Origin of the sequence: Saccharothrix mutabilis subsp. mutabilis, from assembly GCF_039521145.1 — a bacterium.
GTDB classification, from domain to species: domain Bacteria; phylum Actinomycetota; class Actinomycetes; order Mycobacteriales; family Pseudonocardiaceae; genus Actinosynnema; species Actinosynnema mutabilis.
This window is the reverse complement of the sequence record NZ_BAAABU010000032.1, coordinates 20617-44178: the sequence shown is the minus strand read 5'-3', so window position 1 is coordinate 44178 and position 23562 is coordinate 20617. Positions and strand designations below refer to the sequence as shown.

Annotated in this window: 27 protein-coding genes; 8 read left to right on the top strand and 19 right to left on the bottom strand. The window is 71.5% G+C overall.

Annotated features, from left to right (window positions below; genetic code table 11):
- Positions 1–5 precede the first annotated feature (5 nt).
- Together ABD126_RS36515 and ABD126_RS36510 are read right to left on the bottom strand one after the other, a co-directional pair.
- Positions 6–437 carry a phage tail protein gene (locus ABD126_RS36515; RefSeq protein ID WP_343939826.1) on the bottom strand — a complete coding sequence of 144 codons (432 nt, stop codon included), beginning with the start codon at positions 435–437 and terminating at the stop codon, positions 6–8.
- Positions 438–449: 12 nt separating this feature from the next.
- The gene (locus ABD126_RS36510; protein WP_343939824.1) at positions 450–725 is read right to left on the bottom strand and encodes a hypothetical protein; all 276 of its coding nucleotides are present in this window, start codon (positions 723–725) and stop codon (positions 450–452) included.
- Between the two features lie 1330 nt (positions 726–2055).
- On the opposite strand from ABD126_RS36510, the gene ABD126_RS36505 reads away from it, so the two are divergent.
- Positions 2056–2226, top strand: a complete 171-nt coding sequence (locus tag ABD126_RS36505) for a hypothetical protein (RefSeq protein ID WP_343939822.1) — start codon at positions 2056–2058, stop codon at positions 2224–2226.
- Between the two features lie 492 nt (positions 2227–2718).
- On the opposite strand, the gene ABD126_RS36500 is transcribed toward ABD126_RS36505, so the two are convergent.
- The 7 genes from ABD126_RS36500 to ABD126_RS36470 form a co-directional block, all read right to left on the bottom strand.
- Positions 2719–2877: a DUF6760 family protein gene (locus tag ABD126_RS36500; protein ID WP_121227457.1), complete on the bottom strand. Its 159-nt coding sequence runs from the start codon at positions 2875–2877 to the stop codon at positions 2719–2721.
- Entirely contained in the window at positions 2874–3305 is a 432-nt protein-coding gene (locus ABD126_RS36495; protein WP_343939818.1) for a hypothetical protein, read from the bottom strand. Before ABD126_RS36495 ends, ABD126_RS36500 begins: the two co-directional genes overlap by 4 nt.
- Positions 3306–3309: 4 nt before the next feature.
- Entirely contained in the window at positions 3310–3753 is a 444-nt protein-coding gene (locus ABD126_RS36490) for a phage tail protein (RefSeq protein WP_121227453.1), read from the bottom strand.
- A 15-nt stretch (positions 3754–3768) separates the two neighbouring features.
- The gene (locus ABD126_RS36485) at positions 3769–5289 is read right to left on the bottom strand and encodes a phage tail sheath family protein (protein ID WP_343939816.1); all 1521 of its coding nucleotides are present in this window, start codon (positions 5287–5289) and stop codon (positions 3769–3771) included.
- A gap of 126 nt (positions 5290–5415) precedes the next feature.
- A complete protein-coding gene (locus ABD126_RS36480) occupies positions 5416–6141 on the bottom strand; it encodes an eCIS core domain-containing protein (protein WP_343939814.1) in 726 nt (241 codons plus the stop codon).
- 105 nt (positions 6142–6246) lie between these two features.
- Positions 6247–8238: an ATP-binding protein gene (locus ABD126_RS36475; protein WP_343939812.1), complete on the bottom strand. Its 1992-nt coding sequence runs from the start codon at positions 8236–8238 to the stop codon at positions 6247–6249.
- Positions 8235–8843, bottom strand: a complete 609-nt coding sequence (locus ABD126_RS36470) for a Pvc16 family protein (protein ID WP_343939810.1) — start codon at positions 8841–8843, stop codon at positions 8235–8237. The genes ABD126_RS36475 and ABD126_RS36470 overlap by 4 nt, the downstream gene beginning before the upstream one ends.
- Positions 8844–9156: 313 nt before the next feature.
- Between ABD126_RS36470 and ABD126_RS36465 the strand changes: the two genes are divergently transcribed.
- Complete coding sequence (locus tag ABD126_RS36465; RefSeq protein WP_343939808.1) at positions 9157–9741, top strand: NPCBM/NEW2 domain-containing protein; 585 nt, start codon at positions 9157–9159, stop codon at positions 9739–9741.
- A gap of 11 nt (positions 9742–9752) precedes the next feature.
- Here the strand turns inward: ABD126_RS36465 and ABD126_RS36460 are convergent, their stop codons facing one another.
- The 6 genes from ABD126_RS36460 to ABD126_RS36435 form a co-directional block, all read right to left on the bottom strand.
- Positions 9753–11051, bottom strand: coding sequence for an ABC transporter substrate-binding protein (locus ABD126_RS36460; RefSeq protein ID WP_343939806.1), 1299 nt, complete (start codon positions 11049–11051; stop codon positions 9753–9755).
- A 13-nt stretch (positions 11052–11064) separates the two neighbouring features.
- Positions 11065–12165 (bottom strand): branched-chain amino acid ABC transporter permease, encoded by a 1101-nt coding sequence (locus ABD126_RS36455; protein ID WP_343939804.1) that lies wholly within the window; start codon positions 12163–12165, stop codon positions 11065–11067.
- Positions 12162–13049 (bottom strand): branched-chain amino acid ABC transporter permease, encoded by an 888-nt coding sequence (locus tag ABD126_RS36450; RefSeq protein ID WP_343939802.1) that lies wholly within the window; start codon positions 13047–13049, stop codon positions 12162–12164. The genes ABD126_RS36455 and ABD126_RS36450 overlap by 4 nt, the downstream gene beginning before the upstream one ends.
- Positions 13046–14899, bottom strand: coding sequence for an AMP-dependent synthetase/ligase (locus tag ABD126_RS36445; RefSeq protein WP_343939800.1), 1854 nt, complete (start codon positions 14897–14899; stop codon positions 13046–13048). The genes ABD126_RS36450 and ABD126_RS36445 overlap by 4 nt, the downstream gene beginning before the upstream one ends.
- Before the next feature lie 78 nt (positions 14900–14977).
- The gene (locus tag ABD126_RS36440; RefSeq protein ID WP_343939798.1) at positions 14978–15772 is read right to left on the bottom strand and encodes an ABC transporter ATP-binding protein; all 795 of its coding nucleotides are present in this window, start codon (positions 15770–15772) and stop codon (positions 14978–14980) included.
- Positions 15769–16608 carry an ABC transporter ATP-binding protein gene (locus tag ABD126_RS36435; RefSeq protein ID WP_343939796.1) on the bottom strand — a complete coding sequence of 280 codons (840 nt, stop codon included), beginning with the start codon at positions 16606–16608 and terminating at the stop codon, positions 15769–15771. The genes ABD126_RS36440 and ABD126_RS36435 overlap by 4 nt, the downstream gene beginning before the upstream one ends.
- Before the next feature lie 125 nt (positions 16609–16733).
- Between ABD126_RS36435 and ABD126_RS36430 the strand changes: the two genes are divergently transcribed.
- Genes ABD126_RS36430 through ABD126_RS36415 form a run of 4 tightly spaced genes read left to right on the top strand, consistent with a single transcriptional unit; the run spans position 16734 to position 19169 of the window.
- Positions 16734–17090 carry an ATP-binding protein gene (locus ABD126_RS36430; protein ID WP_343939795.1) on the top strand — a complete coding sequence of 119 codons (357 nt, stop codon included), beginning with the start codon at positions 16734–16736 and terminating at the stop codon, positions 17088–17090.
- Complete coding sequence (locus tag ABD126_RS36425) at positions 17087–17827, top strand: SigB/SigF/SigG family RNA polymerase sigma factor (protein WP_343939793.1); 741 nt, start codon at positions 17087–17089, stop codon at positions 17825–17827. The genes ABD126_RS36430 and ABD126_RS36425 overlap by 4 nt, the downstream gene beginning before the upstream one ends.
- Before the next feature lie 21 nt (positions 17828–17848).
- Entirely contained in the window at positions 17849–18199 is a 351-nt protein-coding gene (locus ABD126_RS36420; protein ID WP_343939791.1) for a hypothetical protein, read from the top strand.
- Between the two features lie 49 nt (positions 18200–18248).
- Positions 18249–19169, top strand: a complete 921-nt coding sequence (locus ABD126_RS36415; RefSeq protein ID WP_343939789.1) for a baeRF2 domain-containing protein — start codon at positions 18249–18251, stop codon at positions 19167–19169.
- Between the two features lie 333 nt (positions 19170–19502).
- Here ABD126_RS36415 and ABD126_RS36410 read toward each other — a convergent pair whose 3' ends face one another.
- On the bottom strand, positions 19503–20489 hold the full coding sequence (locus ABD126_RS36410; protein ID WP_343939787.1) for a DNA topoisomerase IB: 987 nt from the start codon (positions 20487–20489) through the stop codon (positions 19503–19505).
- Positions 20490–20565: 76 nt separating this feature from the next.
- Between ABD126_RS36410 and ABD126_RS36405 the strand changes: the two genes are divergently transcribed.
- Positions 20566–21696 carry a carboxylate-amine ligase gene (locus tag ABD126_RS36405; RefSeq protein WP_343939785.1) on the top strand — a complete coding sequence of 377 codons (1131 nt, stop codon included), beginning with the start codon at positions 20566–20568 and terminating at the stop codon, positions 21694–21696.
- A gap of 14 nt (positions 21697–21710) precedes the next feature.
- Positions 21711–22076 carry an STAS domain-containing protein gene (locus tag ABD126_RS36400; protein ID WP_343939783.1) on the top strand — a complete coding sequence of 122 codons (366 nt, stop codon included), beginning with the start codon at positions 21711–21713 and terminating at the stop codon, positions 22074–22076.
- On the opposite strand, the gene ABD126_RS36395 is transcribed toward ABD126_RS36400, so the two are convergent.
- Genes ABD126_RS36395 through ABD126_RS36385 form a run of 3 tightly spaced genes read right to left on the bottom strand, consistent with a single transcriptional unit; the run spans position 22073 to position 23481 of the window.
- Positions 22073–22399 (bottom strand): hypothetical protein, encoded by a 327-nt coding sequence (locus tag ABD126_RS36395; protein ID WP_343939781.1) that lies wholly within the window; start codon positions 22397–22399, stop codon positions 22073–22075. The two genes, ABD126_RS36400 and ABD126_RS36395, sit on opposite strands and share 4 nt — an antisense overlap.
- Positions 22400–22457: 58 nt before the next feature.
- On the bottom strand, positions 22458–22886 hold the full coding sequence (locus tag ABD126_RS36390; protein WP_343939902.1) for a nucleoside deaminase: 429 nt from the start codon (positions 22884–22886) through the stop codon (positions 22458–22460).
- A 25-nt stretch (positions 22887–22911) separates the two neighbouring features.
- Entirely contained in the window at positions 22912–23481 is a 570-nt protein-coding gene (locus ABD126_RS36385) for a TetR/AcrR family transcriptional regulator (protein ID WP_343939779.1), read from the bottom strand.
- Between the last annotated feature and the right edge of the window lie 81 nt (positions 23482–23562).

Here is a 23562-nt window from a genome sequence, read left to right as displayed (position 1 = left end):
CCGGGTCACCTCGCCGAGGTCAGGAAGCCGTGGTGGGCGAGTTCGAGGGTCTCGGTGGCGACCTTCGGCGAGTCGGCGGACAGCTGCGGGCCACTCCACCGCACCGGGACCACGCCGGACAGCGCCCAACTGGCGATCACCGTGCCTTCGAGCGTGCGGGCCTCGATCACGGCGGTCTTGCGCGCGATCCCGGCCGCCATGCCCGCGATCCACTTGATGATCTTGGCGCTGTCCCTGGTGACCGGGCGGGACAGCTTGACGTTGGAGTACTTGATGCGGGTGGGCAGCTGCCAGACCATCCCGTTGTTGCCGCCTTCTTCGCGCTGCTCGACGGTGAACTCGACCCCGAGCCCGTCACAGCTGTTGAACGACCCGAGGCTCTCGTCGTCGATGCGCACGACGAAGCACACGGCAACCGCTTCTTCCACGCCAGCCATCGCGTCTTCCTCTCAGTGCCACCGGTCGGTCAGCAGTCCTCGGCGTTCGCGGTCGAGCCACAGCTCGGCCTTGAGGCGGCGGAGGAGTGGGTCGTAGAGCTTCTTGAGCAACTCCTCCGGCTCCTCCGGCTCCACCGGCGCTTGCTGCGCCGGGGCGGCGGGGGTCGACGTCTGGGTGGCGGAGGTTGACGTCTGCTCGGCGGGGGTTGACGTCTGCTCGACCGGCACCTCGGCCGGCGGCGCCACTTCCTCCGTCCGCTGCACCACGTGTTGTCCGAGGGCGGTCACCGGGCTTCCGGCGACCGGTTGGGGCAACACGCGCAAGGCCGATGCCATCCCCAGCACCGGCCCACCCGCCTCACCGCCGGAGAACGGGGCGCGCTGCACACGCGCCACCGGCGGCGACCCGCTCGACCCCCCGACCCGAGGCAACCCCAACCCCACCCGCGGCCTGGCCCCGCTGACGGGCTCGGCTGCACGGGACGCCGACGCCACCACCAGCAACCCGCCGCCAAGCGTCGGCACGGCCGAAGCCTCCACCGCCCCCGTCCGCTGGACAACCGGCGAGCCGACCACACCCGACGCCCTGACCGCACTGCCCGCGCTGACTGCACTGCCCGCGCTGACTGCACTGCCCGCACTAATCACACTGGCCGCTCTGGCCACGACGGGTGCCGCGGTGGGGGCGGATGCGGTGGGAACGGATGCGGTGGGAACGGATGTGGTGGGGGCGGGGGTGGCAGGGGCGGTTGCGGTGCGCGGGCTGGTGGGGACTGGCGGATCGGCGAGGACTGGCGGGCTGGCGAGGGCGGGTGAGCGAGCGAGCGTGGGCGCGCTGGCCGGCTTCGCCGATGTGGCCGGGTTGGCGGGCGCGGGCGCGGGCGCGCGGGGCGGATCGGCGGGCGCGCTGGCCAGGTTGGGCGAGTTGGGCTGGTTGGGCGGGTTGGGCGGGTTGGCGAGGGTGGGCGCGCTGGCCAGGTCGGGCGGAGTCGGTGCAGGGAGCGGGTCTGCCGCTGTCGGCGCACTCACCGGGGCAGCCAGGGTCGGTGCGCTGAACGGAGCGGGCATGGTCTGCGCGGTGACCGGGGCGGCCAGGGTTGCGGCGTTGGTCGGGGTGACCGGAGTGGGTGCGCTGGGCTGGTCGGCAGGAGTGGGCGGGGTGGTTTGGGCGGGTGCGGATGTCGGGGTGGTCGGGCTCGTCGGGGCTGGGGCGGGTGTGGGCAGCGGGAAGTCCCGGTGGCCGGTGGTGGGCGCGGTGTCGGCTTCCTCCGCCGGTGTCCGTTGGATCGTCGAGGAGTTCTGTGCCGGGACGTCGGTGGGGGTCGGTTTCGGCAGCGGTGAGCCGATTCGGGGTGATCCGATGCGCGACGACCTGGTCCGGGGTGGGTTGGGCGGTGGGGGGACAACCAGCCGGGAGACGGTCGGCGGCGGGTCGGCCGGCAGCGGGGCGGCCGGCAGCGGGGCGGTCGGCGGTGGGGCGGTCGGTGGCGACTTCGGCCGTGGCGCCTCAGCGAGCACCGGGTCCACAGGCACCGAACCGACCAGCGGCGCATCGGCGAGCGGTACTTCGGCTGGCTGCGACCCGATCAGCGGTGCCTCAACGGGTGGAGAGTCGGCGGTGACCGAGGCGACCGGCGGCGGGTCGGCGACGGTCAAGGTGACCGGCGGCGGGTCGGCGGGTGGTGGGTCGGGCGGGCGCATTTCGGGTGGCGGCGGGCCGGCCTTGGGCGGGGTGGCCGGTGTCGCGGTCGGTCGTGGTGGGGTGGCCGTCGACGACTCTGCCCGTTGAGCGGTGATCGCGGGCGCGGCCGGCTGGGATGTGGTCAGCGTGAAATTGGCTGGTGCGGAACTGGCTGGTGCCGGATTGGCTGGTGCGGTTGGTGGTTCGGGTTCGGGTTGCTCGGCGGTTTCGGGCATGGCTGCCGGACCGGTGGGTGCGGGCGGTGTGGTTGGGAGGAAGTTCAGGAGGCGTTGCAGTACCGGGCCGCGGGGTTTGCGCGGCCGTGCGGGGACCAGGGGCATGGGTGGGCCCGCGGTGGGGGTTGCCAAGCCCTCCACGACGCCGGACGGTTCGGTGGGGGCCACGTCGTGCACCAGAGGCGCCAGGTAGGCGGGGGACTGCCACGACGTCAACGTGTCCGAGAAGCGCTGCACGGGGTTGACCAACGGGTGCGCCGGCAGCACCCGCTCGATGGGCGGCAACAAGCGCCACTCGCCCCGCACCACCGGTTCGGCGCGCGCGGGCGCGGTCGGCTCCTTGCGCCACGGCCACTTCACGTCATCACCGCCCCTGACTGATCCTCGTGTTGATCCGCGCGATCTCCGCCACGTACCGCAACCGGTCCGCGTGTTCCATGTCCAAAATGGACTCCCACGACCAGTGGAAGTGGTACGCCACGTACGCGACCTCCTCGTGGAGGCGGTCGGCCGCGTACGTCACGATTCCCCCAGGCGCCCGCCCGCCACGTCCACGCTGAACCCGTGCCCGCACTCCGGGCAGGCCACCGCCGCCCGGGTGTGCCCCTCGCTGTTGATCCGCCGGTACATGTCCTGCAGGAACGCCAGGTCCGACGCGAACAGGTTCTCCACGACCCCCGCGTGCACGTCGGTCACCGCGCCGATCCGCACGATCACCCGGGCCAGCAGCACCACCGTGAGGTAGGCCGCGTTCTCCCGCACCCGGTCGTCCCGCAACGGCACCAGCTCGTCGCGCGCCGTCGCCAGGCGCATCACGCCCGTGCGGTGCACGACACCGGCGTCGTCGACGTACCCGCGGGGCAGTTCGAAGTTGAACTCCGTCCGCATCGGCGCCACCTCGACCGGGGCGTCCGCGGACACGGGAGGGACAGCGGCCATCACCCTGCGCATGGCGTCACTCGATTTCCATCTGCTCGTAGGTGATGACGAGCTTCTCGGTCAGGACGCTGGTGTCGCCGGCCTTCAACGTGCCGATCTCCAACGACTTCGGCCACGCGTTGGTCAGCTTGTACCGCTTGATCGGCTGACCCTCGTAGTCGTAGACGATGATCGCCCCGCCCTTGCGCGCGTTGCCCATCTTGCCGAAGTGCGAGTCCTTGACCCACTTCTCGAAGCTGTTGTCCGCCGTCAGGCCGCGGGTCAGCGTGACCTCGCCCGCCTTCGGCCGGCCCGGCAGCTTCTTGATCATGTACTTGCCGTCGTTGGTGTTCTGCTTGAGCTCGATGACGTCCTGCTCCATCTTCAAGCCGGACACCTCGGAGATCTGCTTGATCGCGACGCCGTCGACTTCCAGCCCGAACGAGTGGCCGACGGACGTGTCGAGGTCGGGAAGGGCCATGACTGGTTACCGCCTTTACTCGTTGACCAGGCTGGTGCCGCCGGAGACCTGCGCCAGGCGGAAGATGACGAACTCGGCGGGCTTCACCGGCGCGATGCCCACCTCGCACACCACCTGGCCGAGGTCGATGCTCTCGGCCGGGTTGGTCTCGCGGTCGCACTTGACGTAGAACGCCTCGTCCGGGGTGAGCCCGAACAGCGCGCCCTTGCGCCACTCCGTGACCAGGAAAGCGCTGATCGTGCGCCGGATCCTGGCCCACAGGGCGTCGTCGTTCGGCTCGAACACGACCCACTGCGTGCCCAGGAGGATCGAGTCCTCCAGGTAGTTGAACAGCCGCCGCACGTTCAGGTACCGCCACGCCGGGTCCGACGACAACGTCCGCGCGCCCCACACCCGGATGCCGCGCCCCGGGAACGACCGGATGCAGTTGACGCCGATCGGGTTCAGCAGCTCCTGCTCGGCCTTGGTCAACTGGGTTTCCAGCGCCACCGCGCCGCGCACGACCTCGTTCGCCGGCGCCTTGTGCACGCCGCGCGTCCCGTCGGTGCGCGCCCACACGCCCGCCATGTGCCCGCTCGGCGGCACGAACACGTGCTCGTCGCTGGCGGGGTCGAACACCTTGACCCACGGGTAGTACAGGGCGGCGTACTTCGAGTCGTAGCCGGCGGCGTTCTGCCGCCAGTCGCGGACCTGCTGCGGGTTCAGGCCGGGCGGCGGGTCGAGGATCGCGACGCGGTTGCCCATCAGCTCGCAGTGGGCGATCATCGCCAACTGCACGGCCTTCACCGACTCCAACGTGATCGCGCCGCGCTGGTAGGAGCTCATCAGGTCGGGCACCGAGACCATGGTGACCTCTTCGAGGGCCTCCAGACCCCCGAAGCCGGTGCGGTCGGCGACGTCGCCCACGTAGTCGTCGGCGGCGACCTTGCGCGGCACGGGCGGCGCGGCGGGCGCGTCCTGCAACGTGACGCTGCCCTTGTCCGGCTTGGCCAACGCGGTCGAGGACGTCTCCTCGATCGTGATCAGGTTCGACTTCTCCTTCACGACCGTGACGACGTTGTCCCTGGTGCGCTTGGTGGACACGTTGTGCGTCTCCACCACCTTGCCGTTCTGCTTGACCAGCAACGTGAACCGGTCGTCCGGCGGGTTCTCGCCGGTCGCGTCGGCCACCTCGACGGTGATGTCCGCCGCGCCCAGCTCCTTCGCGGCCACGCGGTAGCCGCCCAGGGCGGCCTGCGGGCCGGACGGCGCGGAGCCGTTTCCGTTGCCGCGTTCACCGCCGATGCGCACCACGTAGCAGTTGGTGCCGCCGTTGAGGAAGAAGCCGTAGACCGACTGCCCGAGGTAGCTGTCCTCCAGGAAGTCGCCGAAGGTCTGGGTGTACTGGGCCCAGTTGGACACCAGCGTCGGCGTGTTGAACGGGCCGCGCGCGGCGAAGCCCACGAAGGCGGCGACGGCGGTGCCAACGCCCTCGATGGGCCGCGCACCCGCCTCCACCTCCTCGACGTACACCCCCGGAGAGAGATAGGTGGGCATTGCGTCGCCTCCCAAGTCGCGTGTGGAACCGGCTGTGCTGACGATGTTGCTTCCCGTGACCCCGGTCGCGAAACGACCGCCGGGCGGTGCCGGGGGGAGCGGAAAGCTGCCCCAACGGGCAGCCGCTCACTCCTCGTCGGGGAGGTCTTCCTCCTGGCGCTGCACGAACATGCCCTGCACCGGGGCCGCTTCCTCCTCGGGAGCCTCTTCCTCGGCGGGCGCTTCTTCGCGCTGGAGGTGGTCGTGGCCCGCGTGGTCCTCTTCGCGCTGCACGGGCGGTGCGGGAGCGGGAGCGGACATCAGCCGGTCGGCGTTGGCACTGGCCTCGCGCTCGAACCGGTCGGACGGGTCGCTGACCTTGACGCCGCCGCCGGCGTCCGTGCCGTCCACGGGTCCGTTGCGCTGCTGGACGACGTGCGTCAGCTCGTGGGCGAGCATGTGCTTGCCGGCGTCCGAGGACGGGTCGTACTTGCCGTCCTGGAAGACGATGTTGTCGCCCACGGTGTAGGCCTGCGCGTTGACCGAGCGGGCCGACTCGCCGGCCGCGGCGTCGGTGTGCACGCGGACACCGGAGAAGTCGGCGCCGAACCGCGCTTCCATGTCCTCGCGCACGCCCGCGTCCAGGGGCGCGCCGCTGGACCGGAGGACACCGTGCACCGGCGACTCCTCCTCGACCACCGCGCTCGCGCCCGCGTTGCCCACGGCCCGCTGGAGGCCGAGCAGCCCGGCGGGGCCGAGCACGTCGGCCCGTCCGGCCGCCGCCGCCTTGCCCATCAGGTCGTGCTCCTCGCGCTCCGGCCGGTCGCCCCGCGGGCGGAACGCGGCCTCGCCCTCGTGTTCGTGTCCGCGCATGACTTCGCCCCTCACAACCCGGAAGAGGTGTCGAGCATCCACCCGCGCGCACGGTGCCCGGAAGACGCGCAGGGGCCGTCTCGGCTGCCCGAACGGGCAGACCGGTCAGGACGCCGCGAGGTCCAGGTAGGGGCCGAATTCGCGGGCGCCGACCAGGCGGCCCAGCTTGCGGTACTCGCGGGCCACCGCGCCGACCACCTCGGCCATGCCCACCGCCCGCCCGGCCTCGGCGGCCAGGTAGGCGGCGGTGACGGCGGCCGACCGGATGTGACCGCCCGCCAGCTCGAACGCACCCGCCAGGAAGTCCAGATCGACGTCCGTCCGCGGCACGGACGTGCCCAGGCACTTGTCCCACAACGCCCGCCGCAGGTCCTCGTCGGGCACCGGGAAGTCCACCACGACGTCCAGCCGGCGCGTGAAGGCCTCGTCCAGGTTCGCCCGCAGGTTCGTCGCCAGCACGGCGATGCCGTCGAAGGTCTCCATGCGCTGCAACAGGTAAGCGCTCTCGATGTTGGCGTACCGGTCGTGCGCGTCGCGCACCTCCGACCGCTTGCCGAAGATCGCGTCCGCCTCGTCGAACAGCAGCACCCCGTTGACACCGGCCGCCTCGGTGAAGATCCGTTCGAGGTTCTTCTCCGTCTCGCCGACGTACTTGTCCACCACCGTCGCCAGGTTCACCGTGTAGAGGTCCAGCCCCAGCGACGCCGCGATCACCTCGGCCGACATCGTCTTGCCGGTCCCCGAGTCGCCCGCGAACAACCCCGTCACGCCCCGGCCACGCCCGCCGCCGGGCCGCATCCGCCACTCGTCGATCACCCGGCCGCGGTGCTTCGCGCGCGCCGCGAGTTCCTTCAACAGACCCACGACAGCCGCGGGCAGCACCAGGTCGTCCCAGGTCACGGCGGGTTCGATGCGGCGGGCCAGCCGTTGCAGGCCGGCGGCGTTCTGGCCGCGCGCCCCCGCCCGCAGGTGCTCCACGGTGACGACACCGCCGTCCACCAGCGCCGACACCGAGGCGGCCTGGGCCGCCCGCGCGATCTGCCGCGGGCCCAGCACGAAGTGCGCCGTCGCGGACGCCGGGTCCACGCCGGGCGCGAGCCGGTCGGCCAACCGCTCCCGCCACAGCCGCGCCCGCGCGCCGACCGGCAACGCCACCGCGTCGTCCACCAACGGCGGCTCGACGCTCCAGTGTGGATTCCAGATCTCCGGCCCGTACACCAGCAACGGCACCGACGGGTGGGTCAACGCCCGCAGCGGCGGCTCCTCCTCGACCGGTCCGAGCACCACGCCGGCCCCGCGCAGCACCGCTTCCCGCAGGACCGCCCCGATCAGCTCCGCGTGGTCGGGCTCGGCCCGCAACCGCGCGGCGTCGACGTCCACCACCTCGAACCCGGCGTGCCGCAACGCCGCCGCGGCCACCTCCGCCGCACCGCCGCCGGGCCGCTCCCGCAGGTAGGCCAACCGGAGCCCGGCCCGCAGCCCCCGCACCAGCCGCCCGACGTCGGCCAGCACCGCGGGCTCGGCCACGACCCGCGCCACCCCGGTCAACGCCGAATCCGGCCGGTCGTCGCCCAGCAGGTGGTTGACCACCCGGTCGGGCACCCGCAACGACCGCGACAGGAACGGCCGCTCATGGTCCTCCACCACCAGCAACCCGGCGGCCGGCAGCGGCGCGGCCGGGTCCAGCCGGGACCGGCCCGCCGCGGCGGCCTCCGGCAGCCCGCACAGCCGCAGCGCCAGCCCGGCCGTCGCCCGCCGGCGCGTCACGTCGTCGTTGAGGTACCCGTAGAACTGCTCGAACCGGCTGTCCACGTCCGGCGCGAGCGCGACCAACAGCAATTCCACATCCACTGTGGACAAGCCGGCGACCGAGGCCAACGCGCCGAGCCGCCCGGCGGTCGCCGTGGACTGGAATGGCACGAACGGTTCCCGCCGCGAAGCCAACAATGCCTCAATGGCCTCATCGGACAGATAAAGCCCGCGAAACGGGTCGTCCGGATTCGGGTCGGCTTGTCGGCGCGCCGCGACGGCATCCCGAATTCGCCGCTCCAGCGCCGCGAGCCGGGTGAACAGGTGCGGCAGGCTCCCGGCGTTCACGAGTGCCTGCGCGTGATGGCGGGCCGGTGCCGGACGGAGTCGCCGCCCATGTCCAGCCGGACCCCGTCCTCGACCGGCGGGCCGGCGGGGAAGACGCGCCCGGAGTCGACCGGCGCCGACACGACGACGTCCAGCGACGGCTTGAGCTCGCCGCCCAGCGCCGTCCAGACGTCGGCGAACGCCCGGTCCTCGGGCGGGGGCAGGGCGACGGTCATGGGCACCGGGAGCTCCAGCGCGGCCAGGCTGCCGGTGAGCAGGTCCGGCGGGACGGCCTCGTGCCGCAGGAACCCGACCAGCAGCTCCGACAGCAGGCGGTGCTCGTCCTCCGACCGCTGGGTCCAGGCCGTGACCAGGTAGGACAGCTTGATGTGCCGGGGCGGCAGCCGCCGCGCGACGACCTGGCCGTTCTCGTAGTCGTTGAGCAGGCCCCGCTGCCGCCGGCGCAGGTCCTCGCGGATGTCGTACAGGTACACGTTGACCGTGGGCGCGTTGCGCCGGGCGGCCCAGTCCTTGGTGGGCGCGTCGAACGCGACCTCCACGTCGGTGCCGCGCAGGGCGTCGTCCCGGACCATGCGCCGCAGAGCCTCGTCCACCTCGTGGATCACGCCTCCCACTGTGGGCGCGGGCGCCGGCCGGGCGGCACCGACGCCCCGGCGGACCTGCGGGCAGACCTGCCTGCCCACTCGGGCAGCGCGCGCCCGGGCCGCGACCGGGAGTTGATGATCGTTCAACACTCGAAACCGTTGCATTGAGCAGCACCGCAATTCGGCGGATTTGCGCCGGCATTGCGTTTCCCGCGATTGCTGCTAACCTTCCGCACCAATTGAGATCCGTGGTGGGGGCACGGGTCGGTCGCGAGTTCGACTCACGCCTTGACCCGGAGGGCACGCGAGCATGGCCAACGGCCGATTAGTCGGATTGTCCGCCGCCGGAGTGGCGGTCCTGGCGGCGGGCGTGGTGGTGGGCACGCAGCTCGTGCCCGAACCCGCCACCGTGGCGTCGTCGGTGGAGACGTCCTCCAGCCGGACCACCACCACGACCACTACGTACTCCCCCGACCCGAACGCGTTCTGGTTGGCCGACCGCACGCCGGCGGCGAGCACGTCCGTGGACGACCGGTACGACAAGAGCCCGTGGACCTCGGGCACCGCCAACCTGCGCGGCAACACCCGGTACAAGGCCTGGTCGGCCACCGGCGCGTGGTGCGGGACCGCGCAGTTGGAGTTCATGCTCGACGGCCAGTTCGGGCGGCTCAACGCCCAGGTCGGCATCGCGGCGAACTCCGAGGTCACCAAGCCGCTGGACTTCTTCCTGGTGGTCGACGGCAACCGGGTCGCGGAGTACCAGACGGTCGGGAAGGCGCCGCAACCGGTGGACGTGTCGATCGCGGGGGCGCGCACGCTCACCATCGGGGTGGAGCCGCCCGAAGGCGACTCCACCCGGTGCCCCGGTCCCGAGCGGATCGCGGTGTGGGCCGAAGCCCGCCTCGTCCCCGCCCGGTGACCGGGTCGGCCTCACTGGTAGCAGGGCTTCTCGAACTTGTAGTCCTTGGCGGTCTGGCCCACGAAGAAGTCCTCCACCAGGCTGACCCCGGTCGGCGCGGCGTCGTCCGGCTTGTAGATCAGGCTCTCCCGCACCACGCCGTCGTTCGGGCTGCCGGAGAACTTGCCGGCGCCCGACGGCAGCATGCCCTCGTAGTCCACCGAGTCCAGCTGCCGCACGGCGTTGAGCAGGCCCGCCCGGGTCAGGTCCTTGTTCGCCACGGCCTTCTGCAGCGCCGCCTTCAGCGGGTAGGACCAGACCCAGCCGGCCGTGTAGCCGTCGTTCGGGGTCACGCTCGGCAGGGCCTCGCGCAACGCCTTGTGGCCCACCGAGTCCGTCGCCCACGCCTTCCACGGCGCGGACTGGTAGTACAGGGCCTTGATCGCCGGCGCGGCCGGGGACTTGAGCAGACCCGGGTTCCACGTCGGGGACGTGCCGATGAACCTGCCCTTGTAGCCGCGCGCCGCCGTCTGGCCGATGATCACCGCCGCGTCCGTCGGGCCGGTCGTGAGGATCACCAGGTCCGGCTTGCCGGACACGATGGCGTCGATCGCGCCGCCCTGGTTGTCCTGGCCGGTCTGGGTGACCACGGAGGAGAACGTCGCGCCGCGCTTCTCCGCCGCGATCTTCGCGCCCGCCGCCGCGTCGTCGCCGTAGTCACCGGGCAGGTGCACGGCCATGACGCTCTTGGCGCCCAGCTTGTCCACCGCGTAGTCGACCGAGTTCATCGACTCCAGGCAGTAGTTCGTGCCGGACTCCAGCACGACCTCCTCGTGGCCCCACAGCGACGTCCACGACGCGGGCACGCTGACCATCTGCGTGTTCTCCAGGTCGGGCAGGATCGCCGCGGTGGTCGGCGAGCCCAGGGTCTGCGCCAGGGCCAGGATCTTGCCCTTGATCTCCTGGTAGACCTGGTTGTGGATCTGCGGGTTGTACTTGTTGTCCTTGACGTGGGTGGTGACGTCGACGTCGTAGCCGCCGATGCCGCCCTGGTCGTTCACGCGCTTCCAGAACGCCTTCTGCGCGTCGGTGATCGGCACCGCCAACGTCTTGAACGGCCCCTCGGTCAGGTCCGAGATCGACCCGAGGTAGATGCAGCCCCGGTCGCTGTGGCCGGTCTGCGGGCACGGCTCGCTGGTCACGCCGAAGTCGACCTTGACCCCGCCCTTGCCCTCGACCGGCGCCGCGCCGTCACCTCCCCGGCAGGCCACGGCGGTGAGTGCCAACGCCGAGAACAACACGAGCACCGCTCTGTGCCTCCGTGCGGACATCCGTTTCACCCTTTCAGTACGAGAAAGGCCAAGTGCGCCAGTAGTTGCGGACACGCACCCAAATCCCGAACAGGCCGCGTGGCTCGACGATGAGGAAGACCACGATCAGCAGCCCGTACAGGACCGCTTCGACCTGGAACACCGTGATCGCGCCCGTCGCATCGGAGCTGATGAACGGCAGCACCGTGGGCAGTTCCCGGGTGATGCGCGGCAGCAGCGTGATGAACAGGGCGCCCATGACCGCCCCCGAGATGGTGCCCGCACCGCCGATGAGGACCATCGCGATGTACTGCACCGACAACAGCAGGTTGAACGAACCGGGGTCGAAGAACCCGTTGACCACGAACAGCAGCGCGCCCGCGACCCCGGCGTAGAAGGAGGAGATGGCGAACGCCAGCACCTTGTACTTGGTCAGGTCCACGCCGATGACCGCCGCCGCCAGGTCCCGGTCCCGGACCGCGGCGAACGCCCGCCCGATCCGCGACCGCACCAGGTTGCGCGCCAGCACGCCGAAGATCACCAGCAGGACGAACATCAGCAGGTAGAGCTGTTGCGGACCGGTGAAGAACTCGCTGGGCCGGTCCAGCCGAACGCCGAACACCTCGGGCACCGCCGCCGGACGGCCCACGCCGGGACCACCGGTGAGCGAGTCCCACTCCCGGAAGATGTGCTCGCCCAGGAAGACCAGGCCCAGCGTCACGATCGCCAGGTACAGGCCGCGCAACCGGACCGCCAGCGGCGCGACGATCACACCGAACAGCGCCGCGACCAGGCCCGACGCCAACAGCCACACCGGCAGCGAGGTCACGCCGAAGCCCAGCACGCGCCCGTCCGGGTCGCCGGACAGCGCCGCGCCCGTGTACGCGCCGATCGCCAGGAAGAACGCGTGCCCCAACGACACCTGGCCCGCGTAGCCGGTGACGATGTTGAGCCCGATCGCCCCGATCGCCGCGACGAACCCGGTGGCCAGCAACATCAACAGGTCGTCGGTGACGGCGAACGGCATGAGCAGCGCGAACACCACCAGCGCCCCGGTCCACGCCCGCTTCGGGCGCGTGTTGAGGAACGCCATGTCCTGCGCATAAGAGGTGTACAGCTCGGGACGACCCTTCACAGCCGCTCCACCTCCTTGCTGCCGAACAACCCGTAGGGCCGCACGAGGAGCACGACCAGCATCAGCGCGTACGGCGCCACCAGGGCGAAGTTGGGTCCGAGCCAGGGCGCCACGTCTCCTTGGTAGGTGCCGACCAGCGATTCCACGACGCCCACGGCCAACCCGCCGGCGACCGCGCCGCCCAGCGAGTCCAGGCCGCCGAGGATGATGGCGGGCAGCGCTTTCAGCGCGATGATCCACAACTGCTGGTCCACGCCCGCGCCGGTCGCGACGAACACGCCGGCCAGCGCCGCGAGCCCGCCCGCGATCGCCCACGACAGCGCGAACACCGAGCCGACCGAGATGCCCTGCGCCATCGCGACCTCCTGGTCGTAGGCGACCGCGCGCATGGCGAGCCCGACCCGGGAGAACCGGAAGAACGCGAACAGCACGGCCACCACGACCCCGGTGGTCCCGAACATCACCAGGTAGCGCTCCTGCACCTCGACGCCGAGGAAGGAGACGGTGTTCAGGCCCCACGGGTCGCCGACCTGCCGCACGTCCAGGCCGATGAACGCGTTGGTCACCACCCGCACCACCACGTCCACGCCGATGGTGATGATCGCGACCACGAACACCGGCTTGCCGATCATCGGCCGCAGCACGGTCCGCTCGACGCCCAGCGCCAGCACGGCGATCAGCACCGCCGCGATCGGCACGGCCACGAAGAACCCGACGTCGGCGGCCAGGTAGCTGACCAGCACCGCGCCGGCCAGCATGAACGCCGGCTGCGCGAAGCTGATCACCCGCGTGGACTTGTAGATGATCACGAACCCGAGGGCCAGCAACGCGTAGATCGACCCCGTGCCCAGGCCGCGGATCAGGCTCTGGAGGAATTCACTCACCGGGTCCCTCCCGAGTACATGTCGTCCACGAGGTCGCCGAACGCCTTGGCCAGCGCGGACCGCTTGACCTTCTGCGTGGCGGTCAGCTCGCCGTCCTCGTGGTCGAGTTCCTTGGGCAGCATCCGGAACTTCTTGACCTGCTCCACGGACGCGAACTTCTCGTTGACCTTGGTGACGATCCCCTGCACCAGTTCCTTCACCTCCGCCTTCTCCGACAGGTCCCGGTAGGTGGTGTAGGCGATCTTGCGGTCGCGGGCCCAGTGGCCGACCATGTCGTACTCGATGCCGATCAGCGCGACCAGGTACGCGCGCTGGTCGCCGACGACGACGGCTTCCTTGATGAACGGCGAGGTCTTGAGGGCGTTCTCGATCTCCGACGGGGCCACGTTCTTGCCGCCGGCGGTGATGATGATGTCCTTCATCCGGTCGGTGATCCGCACGTGCGTGCCGTCCACCCACTCGCCGACGTCGCCGGTGCGCAGCCAGCCGTCCCCGGTCAGCACGCGCCGGGTGGCGTCCTCGTCGCGCCAGTAGCCCTTGAAGGTGCCCGGGTGGCGGGTCTGGATCTCGCCGTCCTCGGTGATCCGCAGCTCGACCGCGTCGTGCGGCTCGCCGACGGTGCCGACCTTGACCCGGCCGGGCCGGTTCGCGGTGGCGATCGCGGTGTTCTCGGTCATGCCGTAGACCTCGTGCATCGGCACGCCGATGCCCATGAAGAACTTCAGCACCTCGGGCGCGATCGGGGCGGCGCCCGACGCGGCGTAGCGGACCCGGCGCATGCCGATCCGCGTGCGCAGCGCGCGGTAGCAGAACACCCAGCCCACGGCGTACTTCAGCCGCGTGGCCGCGGTGTGCCTGCCGCCGTTGCGCACCAGCTCCTCGCCGATCCGGTCGGCCACGCGCAGCCAGAACCTCGTCGTGACGCGCTTGAGCCAGGTCGCCGAGGACGCGCCGATGGTGACCGCCGCCAGCACCTTCTCCCAGATGCGGGGCACGCCGAACAGGATCGTCGGCTGCACTTCGCGCAGGTTGGGCTGCACGGTCTCGATCGACTCGGCGAAGTGCACCTGGATGCCCGCGGACGCGCTGAACCACGTCGTGAAGATCCGCTCCGCCACGTGGCACAGCGGCAGGTACGACAGGGTGACGTCCTTGGGCGAGGGCGGCGGCGAGGTGAACCCGCCGCCCTCCACCAGGGTCTCGATGGCGAACTCGACGTTGGCCACGGTGAGCATCGCGCCCTTGGGCGGCCCGGTGGTGCCCGAGGTGTAGATCAAGGTCAGCACGTCGTCCGCCTCGACCTGCCGCATCCGCTGCTCGACGGCGTCGGGGTGGGCGGCGCGGTGCTCCGCGCCCAGGGCGAGGAACTCCTCCCACGACACCAGCTTCGGGTTGTCGTAGCGGTGCCGGATGCCGCGCGGCTCCAGGTAGACGATCTTCTCCAGGTCCGGCAGGGCGTCCAGCACGGCCAGCGCCTTGTCCACCTGCTCCTGGTCCTCGGCCACCAGCACCCGCGCGCCGGAGTGGGACAGCAGGTAGGCGACCTCGCCCGCCGGGTTGGTCGGGTACAGGCCCACGGTGACCGCGCGGACGGCGGTGGCGCCGACGTCGGCGTAGAGCCACTCGCGGCGGTTCTCGGAGTGGATCGCGACCCGGTCGCCGGGTTCGACGCCCAGGGCGAGCAGGGCGTGGCCGACCAGCTCGGCGGACGCCCAGTACTCCTGCCAGGTGACTTCCCGCCAGATGCCGAAGTCCTTGGCGCGCAACGCGACCGCGTCCGGGTTGGTGGCGGCGCGGTCCCGCACGCGCCCGGCGACGGTGTTCGTGGCGAGCTGGGTAGCCGTCGTCATGCCGCACCTCCGACCGGCTCGCGGCTGAGAGCTGCCGTCATGCCGCACCTCCCACGGACTCGCGGCTGAGAGCCGTCGTCATGCCGCACCTCCGACCGTCTTGTGCTGCTCGCCCAGGTAGGCGCGGACGACGTCGGGGTCGCGCTGCACCTCCGCGGGCGTGCCGGTGCGGATGGGCTTGCCGAAGTCCACCACCATGACCCGGTCGGCCAGCTCCATCACCAGCCCCATGTCGTGCTCCACCATGACCATCGCGATGCCCAGCTCGTCGCGGACGTCGAGGACGAACCGGGCCATGTCCTCGGTCTCCTCGACGTTCATGCCCGCCACCGGCTCGTCCAGCAGCAGCACCTTCGGCTCCATGGCCAGCGCCCGGCCCAGCTCCACGCGCTTCTGCACGCCGTAGGGCAGCAGGCCCACGGGCAGCCGCCGCCACTGCTCCAGCTCCAGGAAGTCGATCACGTCCTCGACCGCCTGCCGGTTGGCCAGCTCCTCGCGCCGCGCCCGGCCCAGCCACGCGAACGCGGACAGCGCCCCGTAGCGCATGTGGTTGTGCCGGCCCAGCATCAGGTTGTCCACCACGGTCAGGTGGGCGAACAGCTCGATGTTCTGGAACGTCCGCGCCACGCCCAGGGCGGCGATCCGGTGCGGGCGCATCCCGAGGATCTCCTGCCCCTTGAAGCGCACCGAGCCCTGCTGCGGCCGGTACACGCCGGACAGGACGTTGAAGATCGACGTCTTGCCGGCGCCGTTGGGCCCGATGATCGCGAACAGCTCGCCCGCGCCGACGGTGAACGACACGCCGTCGACCGCCTTGACCCCGCTGAAGGAGAGGGCGATGTCCTGGACTTCCAGCACGGCGTCCCCGGTCACGACAACCACCGCTTCCGCCGCTTGTAGTGCTTGACCTCGCGGAACGACGAGGTCGTGCCCTCGGCGCGCAGGCCCAGGTAGAACTCGCGCACGTCCTCGTCGGCCAGCAGCGCGACGGCGGGCTTGTCCATCACGACCTTGCCGGTCTCCAGGACGTAGCCGTGGTCGGCGATGGACAGCGCCATCGTGGCGTTCTGCTCCACCAGCAGCACCGTGGTCCCCTGCTCGTTGATCTTGACGATGAGGTCCCGGATCTGGTGCACCATCAGCGGCGCCAGACCCAGGCTGGGCTCGTCGAGCAGCAGGTAGCGGGGCTCGGACATCAGCGCCCGGCCGATCGACAGCATCTGCTGCTCGCCACCGGACAGGTAGCCCGCGCTCTGCCTGCGCCGCTCCTTGAGCCGCGGGAACAGCGCGTACATCCGCTCCAGGTTCTGCTTGAGCGAGCGGGGTCGCGCGTGGCCGCCGATCCGCAGGTTCTCCTCCACGGTCAACTCGGCCAGGATGCGGCGTCCCTCCAGCGCCTGCTTCACGCCCAGTGCCGCGATCCGGGCCGGTGAGGACCGGTGGATCGGCTTGCCGTCCAACGTGACAGAGCCTCGGGTCACCTTCCCGTCGTGCACGTCGAGCAGGCCCGAGAAGGCCCGCAGCAAGGTGGTCTTCCCGGCGCCGTTGGCGCCGAGCAACGCGACGATCCGCCCTTCGGGGATGCGCAGGCTCACGCCGCGCAACACCAGCATCACGTCGTCGTAGACCACCTCAAGGTTGTTCGCCTCCAGCACCGGCGCCTCCGGGTGGGTGTCGGGGAGGCGAACAGTATGACCCCGGTCACTCATTTCCTACCACTGTTCGCAAACCGTGATGTTCGGGCGGTTCGTCCTTGTTCGGCTTTCACGATTCTGATGCGCAGTCCTGTGTGGACGGGGGTGTAGGCGGGTCACGGCCCGGGTATGCCGCAGCCATGGACAGGGCGGTCGAGCTACGGATGGCGGCGCTACCGGCCAGCCTGTCCACCATCCGCGCGGTCGCGGGCGCCATCGCCCGGTCCACGCCCTCGTTGGCGGTCGACCTCGTGGTGGCGGTGGACGAGGCCTGCTCGACGCTGATCACCCGCGCCCGCGAGCACGCCGTCCTGGCCTGCCGGTTCGTCCGAGACGGTGATTCGGTGCGGTTCCGCGCCCAGGTCCGCTCATCGGCCGTGACCGTGCCCGATCACCGGTCGTTGTACTGGCGGGTCGTCTCCGCTATGGCCGACACGGTGGCCACGTGGGTGGACGGCGACGGCCTGCTGCACGTCGAACTGAGGTGCCGGGCATGAACGCCGTCGACTACCAGCCGCTGTTCGCCGAACTCGCGGCGACGCAGCGTGACGGTTCGCGCTACGCGCAGCTGCGCGACCGGCTGGTGACCGAGCACCTGCCGCTGGCCCGGCACATCGCCGACCGGTTCGCCGAGCGCGGCGAGTTCGTGGAGGACCTGCGGCAGGTCGCGGCGCTGGGGCTGATCCACGCGGTGGACCGGTTCGACGCGTCCCGGGGGATCGACTTCCTGGCCTTCGCCGTGCCGACGATCACCGGCGAGGTCCGCCGGTACCTGCGCGACCAGGGCTGGGCGGTCCGGGTGCCGCGCCGGCTCAAGGAGCTGTGCACGTCGATCGACACCGCGCGGGTCGAACTGGCCCGCCGCACCGGCCGCTCCCCCAAGCCGACCGAGGTCGCGCGCCACCTGGGCATCAGCGTGGACGAGGTCTACGAGGGCCTGCACGCGACCTCCGCCCACCACCTGCTGTCGCTGGACGCGCTGGACGACGAGGAGCTGGACGCCGACCGGTTGGGTTCGGACGACCCGGCCCTGGAGGTCGTGGAGTTGCAGCACGCGCTGGACCCGATGCTGCGCGGCCTGCCCCGGCGCGAGCGGCGGATCGTCGTGCTGCGCTTCTTCCGGAACATGACCCAGAGCCAGATCGCCGACTCGGTCGGGGTGTCGCAGATGCACGTGTCCAGGTTGTTGAGCCGTTCACTGGCCCGGCTGCGCACTCTGCTCGATGATGTGTGACGAGCGAGAGGGGTGGTCGCCGTGGCGAACCTGTCCTGGCCGCAACGGGCCGCGCTGGCTCTGGGCGTCGTGCTCCTCGCGTGGGGCGTGGTCGACCGCGTGGCGGGTCGGACCGCGCTCGGGCTGTTCCACGTGATCACCGGCGCGGCGGTGTCGACCGCCGCGTTCCGGGTGCGCGCGGAGCGTTTCGTGGGCACGTTCCTGGGCTTGGTGTTCCTGGTCGTCTTCGCGGTGGGCGCCGGCACGCCGGGCGGCCCGCTGGACGCGGGCACGATCGGCAACGCGGCGCACCTGGCGCTGGGCTTCGCGTCGGTCGCGCTGGCGGAGAGCTGCGTGTGGTGCGAGCAGAGGGCACGGCAACGGTTGCCCTGAGTCGCCGGCGGGTACCTCGACAGAGTGAGGTCAACCCGCAGGAGGGCCGATGCGCACGACGCACTTCCAGGACGTCGTCGGGGCGGAGGGACCGTTTGTCTCCGTGTGCCTCGACGTGGGTGAACACGTTTCGTTGCGGTGGCGCGCCATGCGCGACCAGTTGGAGGCCGAGGGGGCGTTCGGCGATCTCCTGGACCTGATCGAGTCGGCCCTCGCGGACTCCGGGGGTTCGGTGGGGCGGGGCCTGGTGGCCGGGGACGGCCGGGTGCTGGTGGACGAGCCGTTGCCGATGGCCCCGTCCGGTTATGTGGCGCGGTTCGGCGCGTTGCCGTACGTGTTGCCGATGGTGGACTTGGCTGAGCCGTTGCTGCCGCATGTCGTGGTGCGGGTGGACGAGCACGGCGCGGACCTGCGCGGGGTGGACGCGGGCGGCCGTCCGGTGGCGGTGGCTTCGGTGGGTGCGCGCGAGCGTCGGCTGGACGCGGCGGAGCTGGCGGACGTGGCCCAGGAGGCGACCACCCTCGTGGACCGGCTCTCCGCGCCGCTGCTGGTGCTGGCCGGGTCGTTGCCGGCGCGGCGGTCGGTGCGGGTGGCGCTGCCGGGGAAGTACCACCGGTTGGTGGTCGAGGTGGAGGGCGCGCCGGACCGCGCGGTGCTGCACCTGGCGGGGCGGGCGAACCAGGATGCGCGGCGGGCGGTGGTGCAGCGGTTCCGGGACGAGGTGACCGGGTTGACCGGGCGGGCGGTGCACGGGATCGACGCGGTGGGCGAGGCGTTGGCGGAGGGTCGGGTGGAGACGTTGTTGTTGACCGATCCGCTGGTCGGGTCCCGGCTGGCCGACGGGGGGCGGGCGGACGAGGTGTTGCCTTTGTTGGCTGTCGCCGGTGGGGCTGAGATCGTTCTCGTCGGTGGGGCTTTGCGGTTGCACGAGGATGTCGGCGCTCTTCTTTCTTCGGATGCCCCGCTTTAGGGCTTGAACGCGCTGGCGCGCTCTCAAGAGCGAAAAGCGGCGAGCGGCGAGCGAAGAGCGGCGAGAGAAAAGAGAAGAGCGAAGTGCTAAAAGCGGCGCTCGCCGCGCGGCAGGCCCCCGGGGGTGGAAGGGCGTCGGTTCGTTCCCCGCACGGCCTGCCGGAGGCAACCACCCTTCGCTCCTTCTCGCAACCGGAAAAGCTGGTTGCGAGAAGGAGCGAAGCGCGGTTGGGCTGCGCCCAGGCCGTACGGGGAACGAACCGAGGCCCTTCCTGTGGCTGATAGCCCAATCAAAAGCGCGCCGTCCGCCGTCCGGCTCCGGTTCCGCGCGGCGTCAGCGTTTCTTGCGGCGCGTTTTTTGCGGGGTCAGCAGTTCGATCACTGCCTTTTCGGTCACCTCTCGGTCGTCCGACAGCACCGAGAGGACTGTTCCTTTGTTGAACAATTCTACGACCCTCGGATCCACATACGACTTGCGCGCCACCGCCGGAGTGTTGCCCAGGTTCTCCGACACCTCGCGCATCACCGCCGCCTCGACCCGTTTCCGCCCCCGCACCGACTCCGGTCGCCCCTGCTCCGCGAAAGCCACCGCCGCCAGCACGGTCGCGTGCCACGTCCGCAGGTCCTTGACCGAGTACTCCTCCCCCACCATCTCCTTGAACCGCTCGTTCACGTCCTCCGCCGTCACCCCGCGCCCGTCCGCGTCCACCAGCAGGCGCTCGTCCGGCTCCCGCCCGCGCAGCAGCGACTTCACCGCCCGAGCCAGATCGGCGTCGACCACCTGGGTGCAGAACTCGATGCCGCCCTTGGCCGGATAGCAGAAGTCCACAGTGGACCCGCGCACCTTCACGTGCGAGCACAACAGCGTCGCCACCCCGTGAGTGCCGTTGTCCTCCGCGTAGGACTCCCCGCCCACTCGGAACACGCCGCGGTCCAGCATCGCCAGCGCCACGGCCACCACCCGCGAGGAGTCCCGTCCCCGCCTGAGCAACTCATCCAGCAACCGCGCCCGGAACGCCGGCAACGACGGCGCCAGGTCCAGCACCCGCGAGTGCTTCTCCTCGTCCCGCTCCCGCCGCCACCGCTCGTGGTACAGGTACTGCCGCCGCCCCGCCGAGTCCGTGCCCACCGCCTGGAGGTGGCCGTTCTCGTGGGGGCACACCCACACGTCCCGCCACGCCGGCGGGATGACCAGGGCCTTGATGCGCGCCAACTCGTCCGGGGTGGGGGTCGCGCCGTCCTCGTCCACGTACCGGAAGCCCCGGCCGTGGCGCAGGCGGCGCCAGCCCGGACCGTGGGGGTCGCTTCGGCGCAGTCTCACCCCTGCGAGGTGCCCGGCGGACGGGGAAGTGAAACTCGGATGATTGAGAACCGCGCGGAGTGGGTATGGCACGCCCATGACCGACATCTGGACCGTGGGCGTCGAGCAGGAGTTCCTCCTGGTCGACCCCGAGTCGCGCCATCCCGTGCCCGGCGCGGAGGCGGTCGCGCAGCACGCCGGTGCCCGCCTGGACGTGCAGCGCGAGCTGACGCCGTTCCAGATCGAGGTCGCCACGCCCGTCTGCCACTCCACCGAGGAGCTCGCCGAGCAGGTGCTGCTCGGGCGCACCCACCTGGCCAAGGCCGCGCACGCCGCCGGGTGCCGGCTGCTCGCCTCCGCCTTCCCGCCGGTCGGGACGGTCGGACCGCCGCCGAACACCGACGACCCGCGCTACCGGCTCATGGAGTACTCGCACCGCAAGCTGCTCGGCGGCCAAGGGGTGTGCGGGCTGCACGTCCACGTCGGCGTGCCCGACCCGGACACCGCCGTCCGCGTGTCCAACGCGCTCAGACCCTGGCTGCCGACGCTGCTCGCCCTCAGCGCCAACTCGCCGATCGCCTCCGCCGAGGACAGCGGTTACGCGAGCTGGCGCTCGATCGTGTGGTCGCGGTGGCCGGTCGGCGGGCCGCCGCCGCACCTGGAGTCCGCCGAGCGGTACGACCGCCTCGTGCAGACGCTGGTGCAGACCGAGGTGGTGCTGGACGTGAACATGGTCTACTGGGACGTCCGCCCCTCCTCGCACGTCCCGACGGTCGAGGTGCGGGTGGCCGACATCCCGCAGACCGCGCACGAGACCGTGGTCATCGCCGAACTCATCCGGGCCTTCGCCCGCACCGCCGCCGAGTCGCCGGACGCCGAGCGCGTGGACGACGTGCTCCTGCGCGCCGCCTACTGGCGGGCCGCCCGGGACGGCTACGAGGGGCTGGCGGTGGACCCGCGCACCGGCTCGCTCGTGCAGGCGCGGCAGCTGGCCGCGGAGATGGTGGAGTTCACCGCCGACGCGCTGCGCGACGCGGGCAGCCTGTCCACCGTGGAGGACCACCTGGAGTGGCTGCGCACCAACGGCAGTGGCGCGGCGCGGCAGCGGCGGGCGTTCGGCGCCTCACCCGACGGCCGTGAGCTGGTCGACCAGGTGCTGGCCGCGACGGTCACCGATCTGCGTTCCGGACTACCGTGGAGCACGCACCGCACCGGCGGTGCGCGATGAGAGAGGAGACCGGGGTGCCAGAACCCGGGGCAACGCTGGCGTCCGTGCGGACCGACCGGCCCGCGGACGGGGTGGTGGTGCTGCGCGTGTCCGGCGAGTTGGACACCAGCAGCGCGGACGAGCTGGCCAAGCCGCTGCAGGAGACCCTCGTCGAGGGGCTGCGCGCGGTGGTCGTGGACCTCTTGGAGGTGCGCTTCCTCGGCTCGGCCGGCCTGGAGGCGCTGGTCACCGGCAGCAAGCGGGCGGCCGGGCTGGGCGTGCCGCTGGTGCTGGTGGCCGCCGGTCGGGCCGTGCTGCGGCCGATCGAGGCGACCGGTCTCAGCTCGGTGTTCACCATCGTGGACAGCGAGGAGGAGGCGCTGGCCAAGGTGGGCGGCTAGAAGCGGCGGCGGACGACGCGGATGGCGCAGCGCACGGCCCCTTCCCGGGGCAGTGCGCCCGCCGGCTCCACCACCCAGCGCGACCGCGGGGCGGGGATGCCGCACGGCCCGAGCCAGGTCCGGACCTCCGGCGGGGCGACCCGCGGGTCCGGCTCGGGCCGGGCCAGGAACAGCCAGCGCAGCCGGGGACCGGGGATCGCGAGGATGGGTCCCAGCGGGCCGGCCGCGCGCAGTTCGTGGCTGACCTCCGCCGCCCAGCTCGCGGGCACCTCCACCGCGACCGTGCGCTCGTCCAGGACCAGGGTGCCGTCCACGTGCCACATGCCCGACGATCTTGGGCCGGTCCCGTGTCGGCGGTGTGTCGGCGCGGCGCGTGCCGCGTTAATCCTGGCCGATGTCCTCGTACCACAGCTCGGGCCGCTCGGCGATGAACGCCGTCATCATCTCGGCGCACTCGCGGTCGTCCAGCAGGGTGATCTCGACGCCGTGCTCGGCCAGCCAGTCGTGGCCGCCGTGGAACGTGCGCGCCTCTCCCACCACGACCCGGCCGATGCCGAACTGGCGCACCAGGCCGCTGCAATACCAGCAGGGTGACAGCGTGGTGACCATGATCGTGTCGCGGTAGCTCCGCCGGCGGCCCGCGGCGCGGAACGCGGCGGTCTCGGCGTGCGTCGAGGCGTCGCCGTCCTGCACGCGCCGGTTGTGGCCGCGCCCGAGCAGCGCGCCGTCCCGGTCGAACAGCGCGGCCCCGATGGGGATGCCGCCCTCGGCCAGCCCGGTCCGGGCCTCCTCCACCGCCACCGCGAGCATGTCCCGTGCGTCCACGCCGGGAACGCTACTGGTCCGGCGCACCCCGCCGCACGCCGTCGAGGTGGAGGCGCAGGAACCGCCGCCAGCCCTGCGGGGCGGTGCGGATCACCTGGGACACCGCCGAGGTGAGCACGGCCAGGTCCGCCACGGTGAAGTCCGCGCGCAGCCGACCGGCCTCCCGAGCGCGGGCGATGATCTTGTCGGCGTGCCCGACGCCGCGCGTGCACACGCTCTCCATCGCGCCGGACAGCGGCACGCGGCGCGAGATGGCGTCGTTGAGGCCCCGGTCCTCGGCTTGCAGCGTGAACACGCCCTCCAGGAAGGTCACGAAGCCCCGCCACGGGTCGGGGTCGGCCAGGGCATCGGCGGCGACGCGGTCCAGGGCGGCCAGGCGCTCGGGGAAGATCGCGTCGAACAGGGCGTCCCGGGTCGGGAAGTGGGCGTAGAGGGTGCCGATGCTGACCCCGGCCCGCTTGGCGATGTGCTCCAGCGGCGCGTCCAGGCCGCGGGCGCCGAACACCTCCGCCGCCGCGTCCAGCAGCTTCGCCCGGTTGCGGGCGGCGTCCGCGCGGAGCGGCTTGGGCGGGGCGGGCATGCCGACATCCTACAAAGTCGAGGACACCCTCGGTTTTGTGCTAGCGTCGGAGAAGTCGAGGGTCGCCTCGACTTCAACCGT

Bases quoted from the DNA above. Each gene is read 5' to 3' on its own strand.
- ABD126_RS36390 (WP_343939902.1), bottom strand. From the start codon at position 22,886: ATGCTCGCGGTGGCGGTGGAGGAGGCCCGGACCGGGCTGGCCGAGGGC.
- ABD126_RS36395 (WP_343939781.1), bottom strand. From the start codon at position 22,399: ATGTGGCACGTGGACGGCACCCTGGTCCTGGACGAGCGCACGGTCGCG.
- ABD126_RS36405 (WP_343939785.1), top strand. From the start codon at position 20,566: ATGACCGACATCTGGACCGTGGGCGTCGAGCAGGAGTTCCTCCTGGTC.
- ABD126_RS36460 (WP_343939806.1), bottom strand. From the start codon at position 11,051: ATGTCCGCACGGAGGCACAGAGCGGTGCTCGTGTTGTTCTCGGCGTTG.
- ABD126_RS36480 (WP_343939814.1), bottom strand. From the start codon at position 6,141: ATGCGCGGACACGAACACGAGGGCGAGGCCGCGTTCCGCCCGCGGGGC.
- ABD126_RS36425 (WP_343939793.1), top strand. From the start codon at position 17,087: ATGAACGCCGTCGACTACCAGCCGCTGTTCGCCGAACTCGCGGCGACG.
- ABD126_RS36430 (WP_343939795.1), top strand. From the start codon at position 16,734: ATGGACAGGGCGGTCGAGCTACGGATGGCGGCGCTACCGGCCAGCCTG.
- ABD126_RS36385 (WP_343939779.1), bottom strand. From the start codon at position 23,481: ATGCCCGCCCCGCCCAAGCCGCTCCGCGCGGACGCCGCCCGCAACCGG.
- ABD126_RS36435 (WP_343939796.1), bottom strand. From the start codon at position 16,608: ATGAGTGACCGGGGTCATACTGTTCGCCTCCCCGACACCCACCCGGAG.
- ABD126_RS36445 (WP_343939800.1), bottom strand. From the start codon at position 14,899: ATGACGACGGCTACCCAGCTCGCCACGAACACCGTCGCCGGGCGCGTG.
- ABD126_RS36415 (WP_343939789.1), top strand. From the start codon at position 18,249: ATGCGCACGACGCACTTCCAGGACGTCGTCGGGGCGGAGGGACCGTTT.
- ABD126_RS36515 (WP_343939826.1), bottom strand. From the start codon at position 437: ATGGCTGGCGTGGAAGAAGCGGTTGCCGTGTGCTTCGTCGTGCGCATC.
- ABD126_RS36485 (WP_343939816.1), bottom strand. From the start codon at position 5,289: ATGCCCACCTATCTCTCTCCGGGGGTGTACGTCGAGGAGGTGGAGGCG.
- ABD126_RS36495 (WP_343939818.1), bottom strand. From the start codon at position 3,305: ATGCGCAGGGTGATGGCCGCTGTCCCTCCCGTGTCCGCGGACGCCCCG.
- ABD126_RS36490 (WP_121227453.1), bottom strand. From the start codon at position 3,753: ATGGCCCTTCCCGACCTCGACACGTCCGTCGGCCACTCGTTCGGGCTG.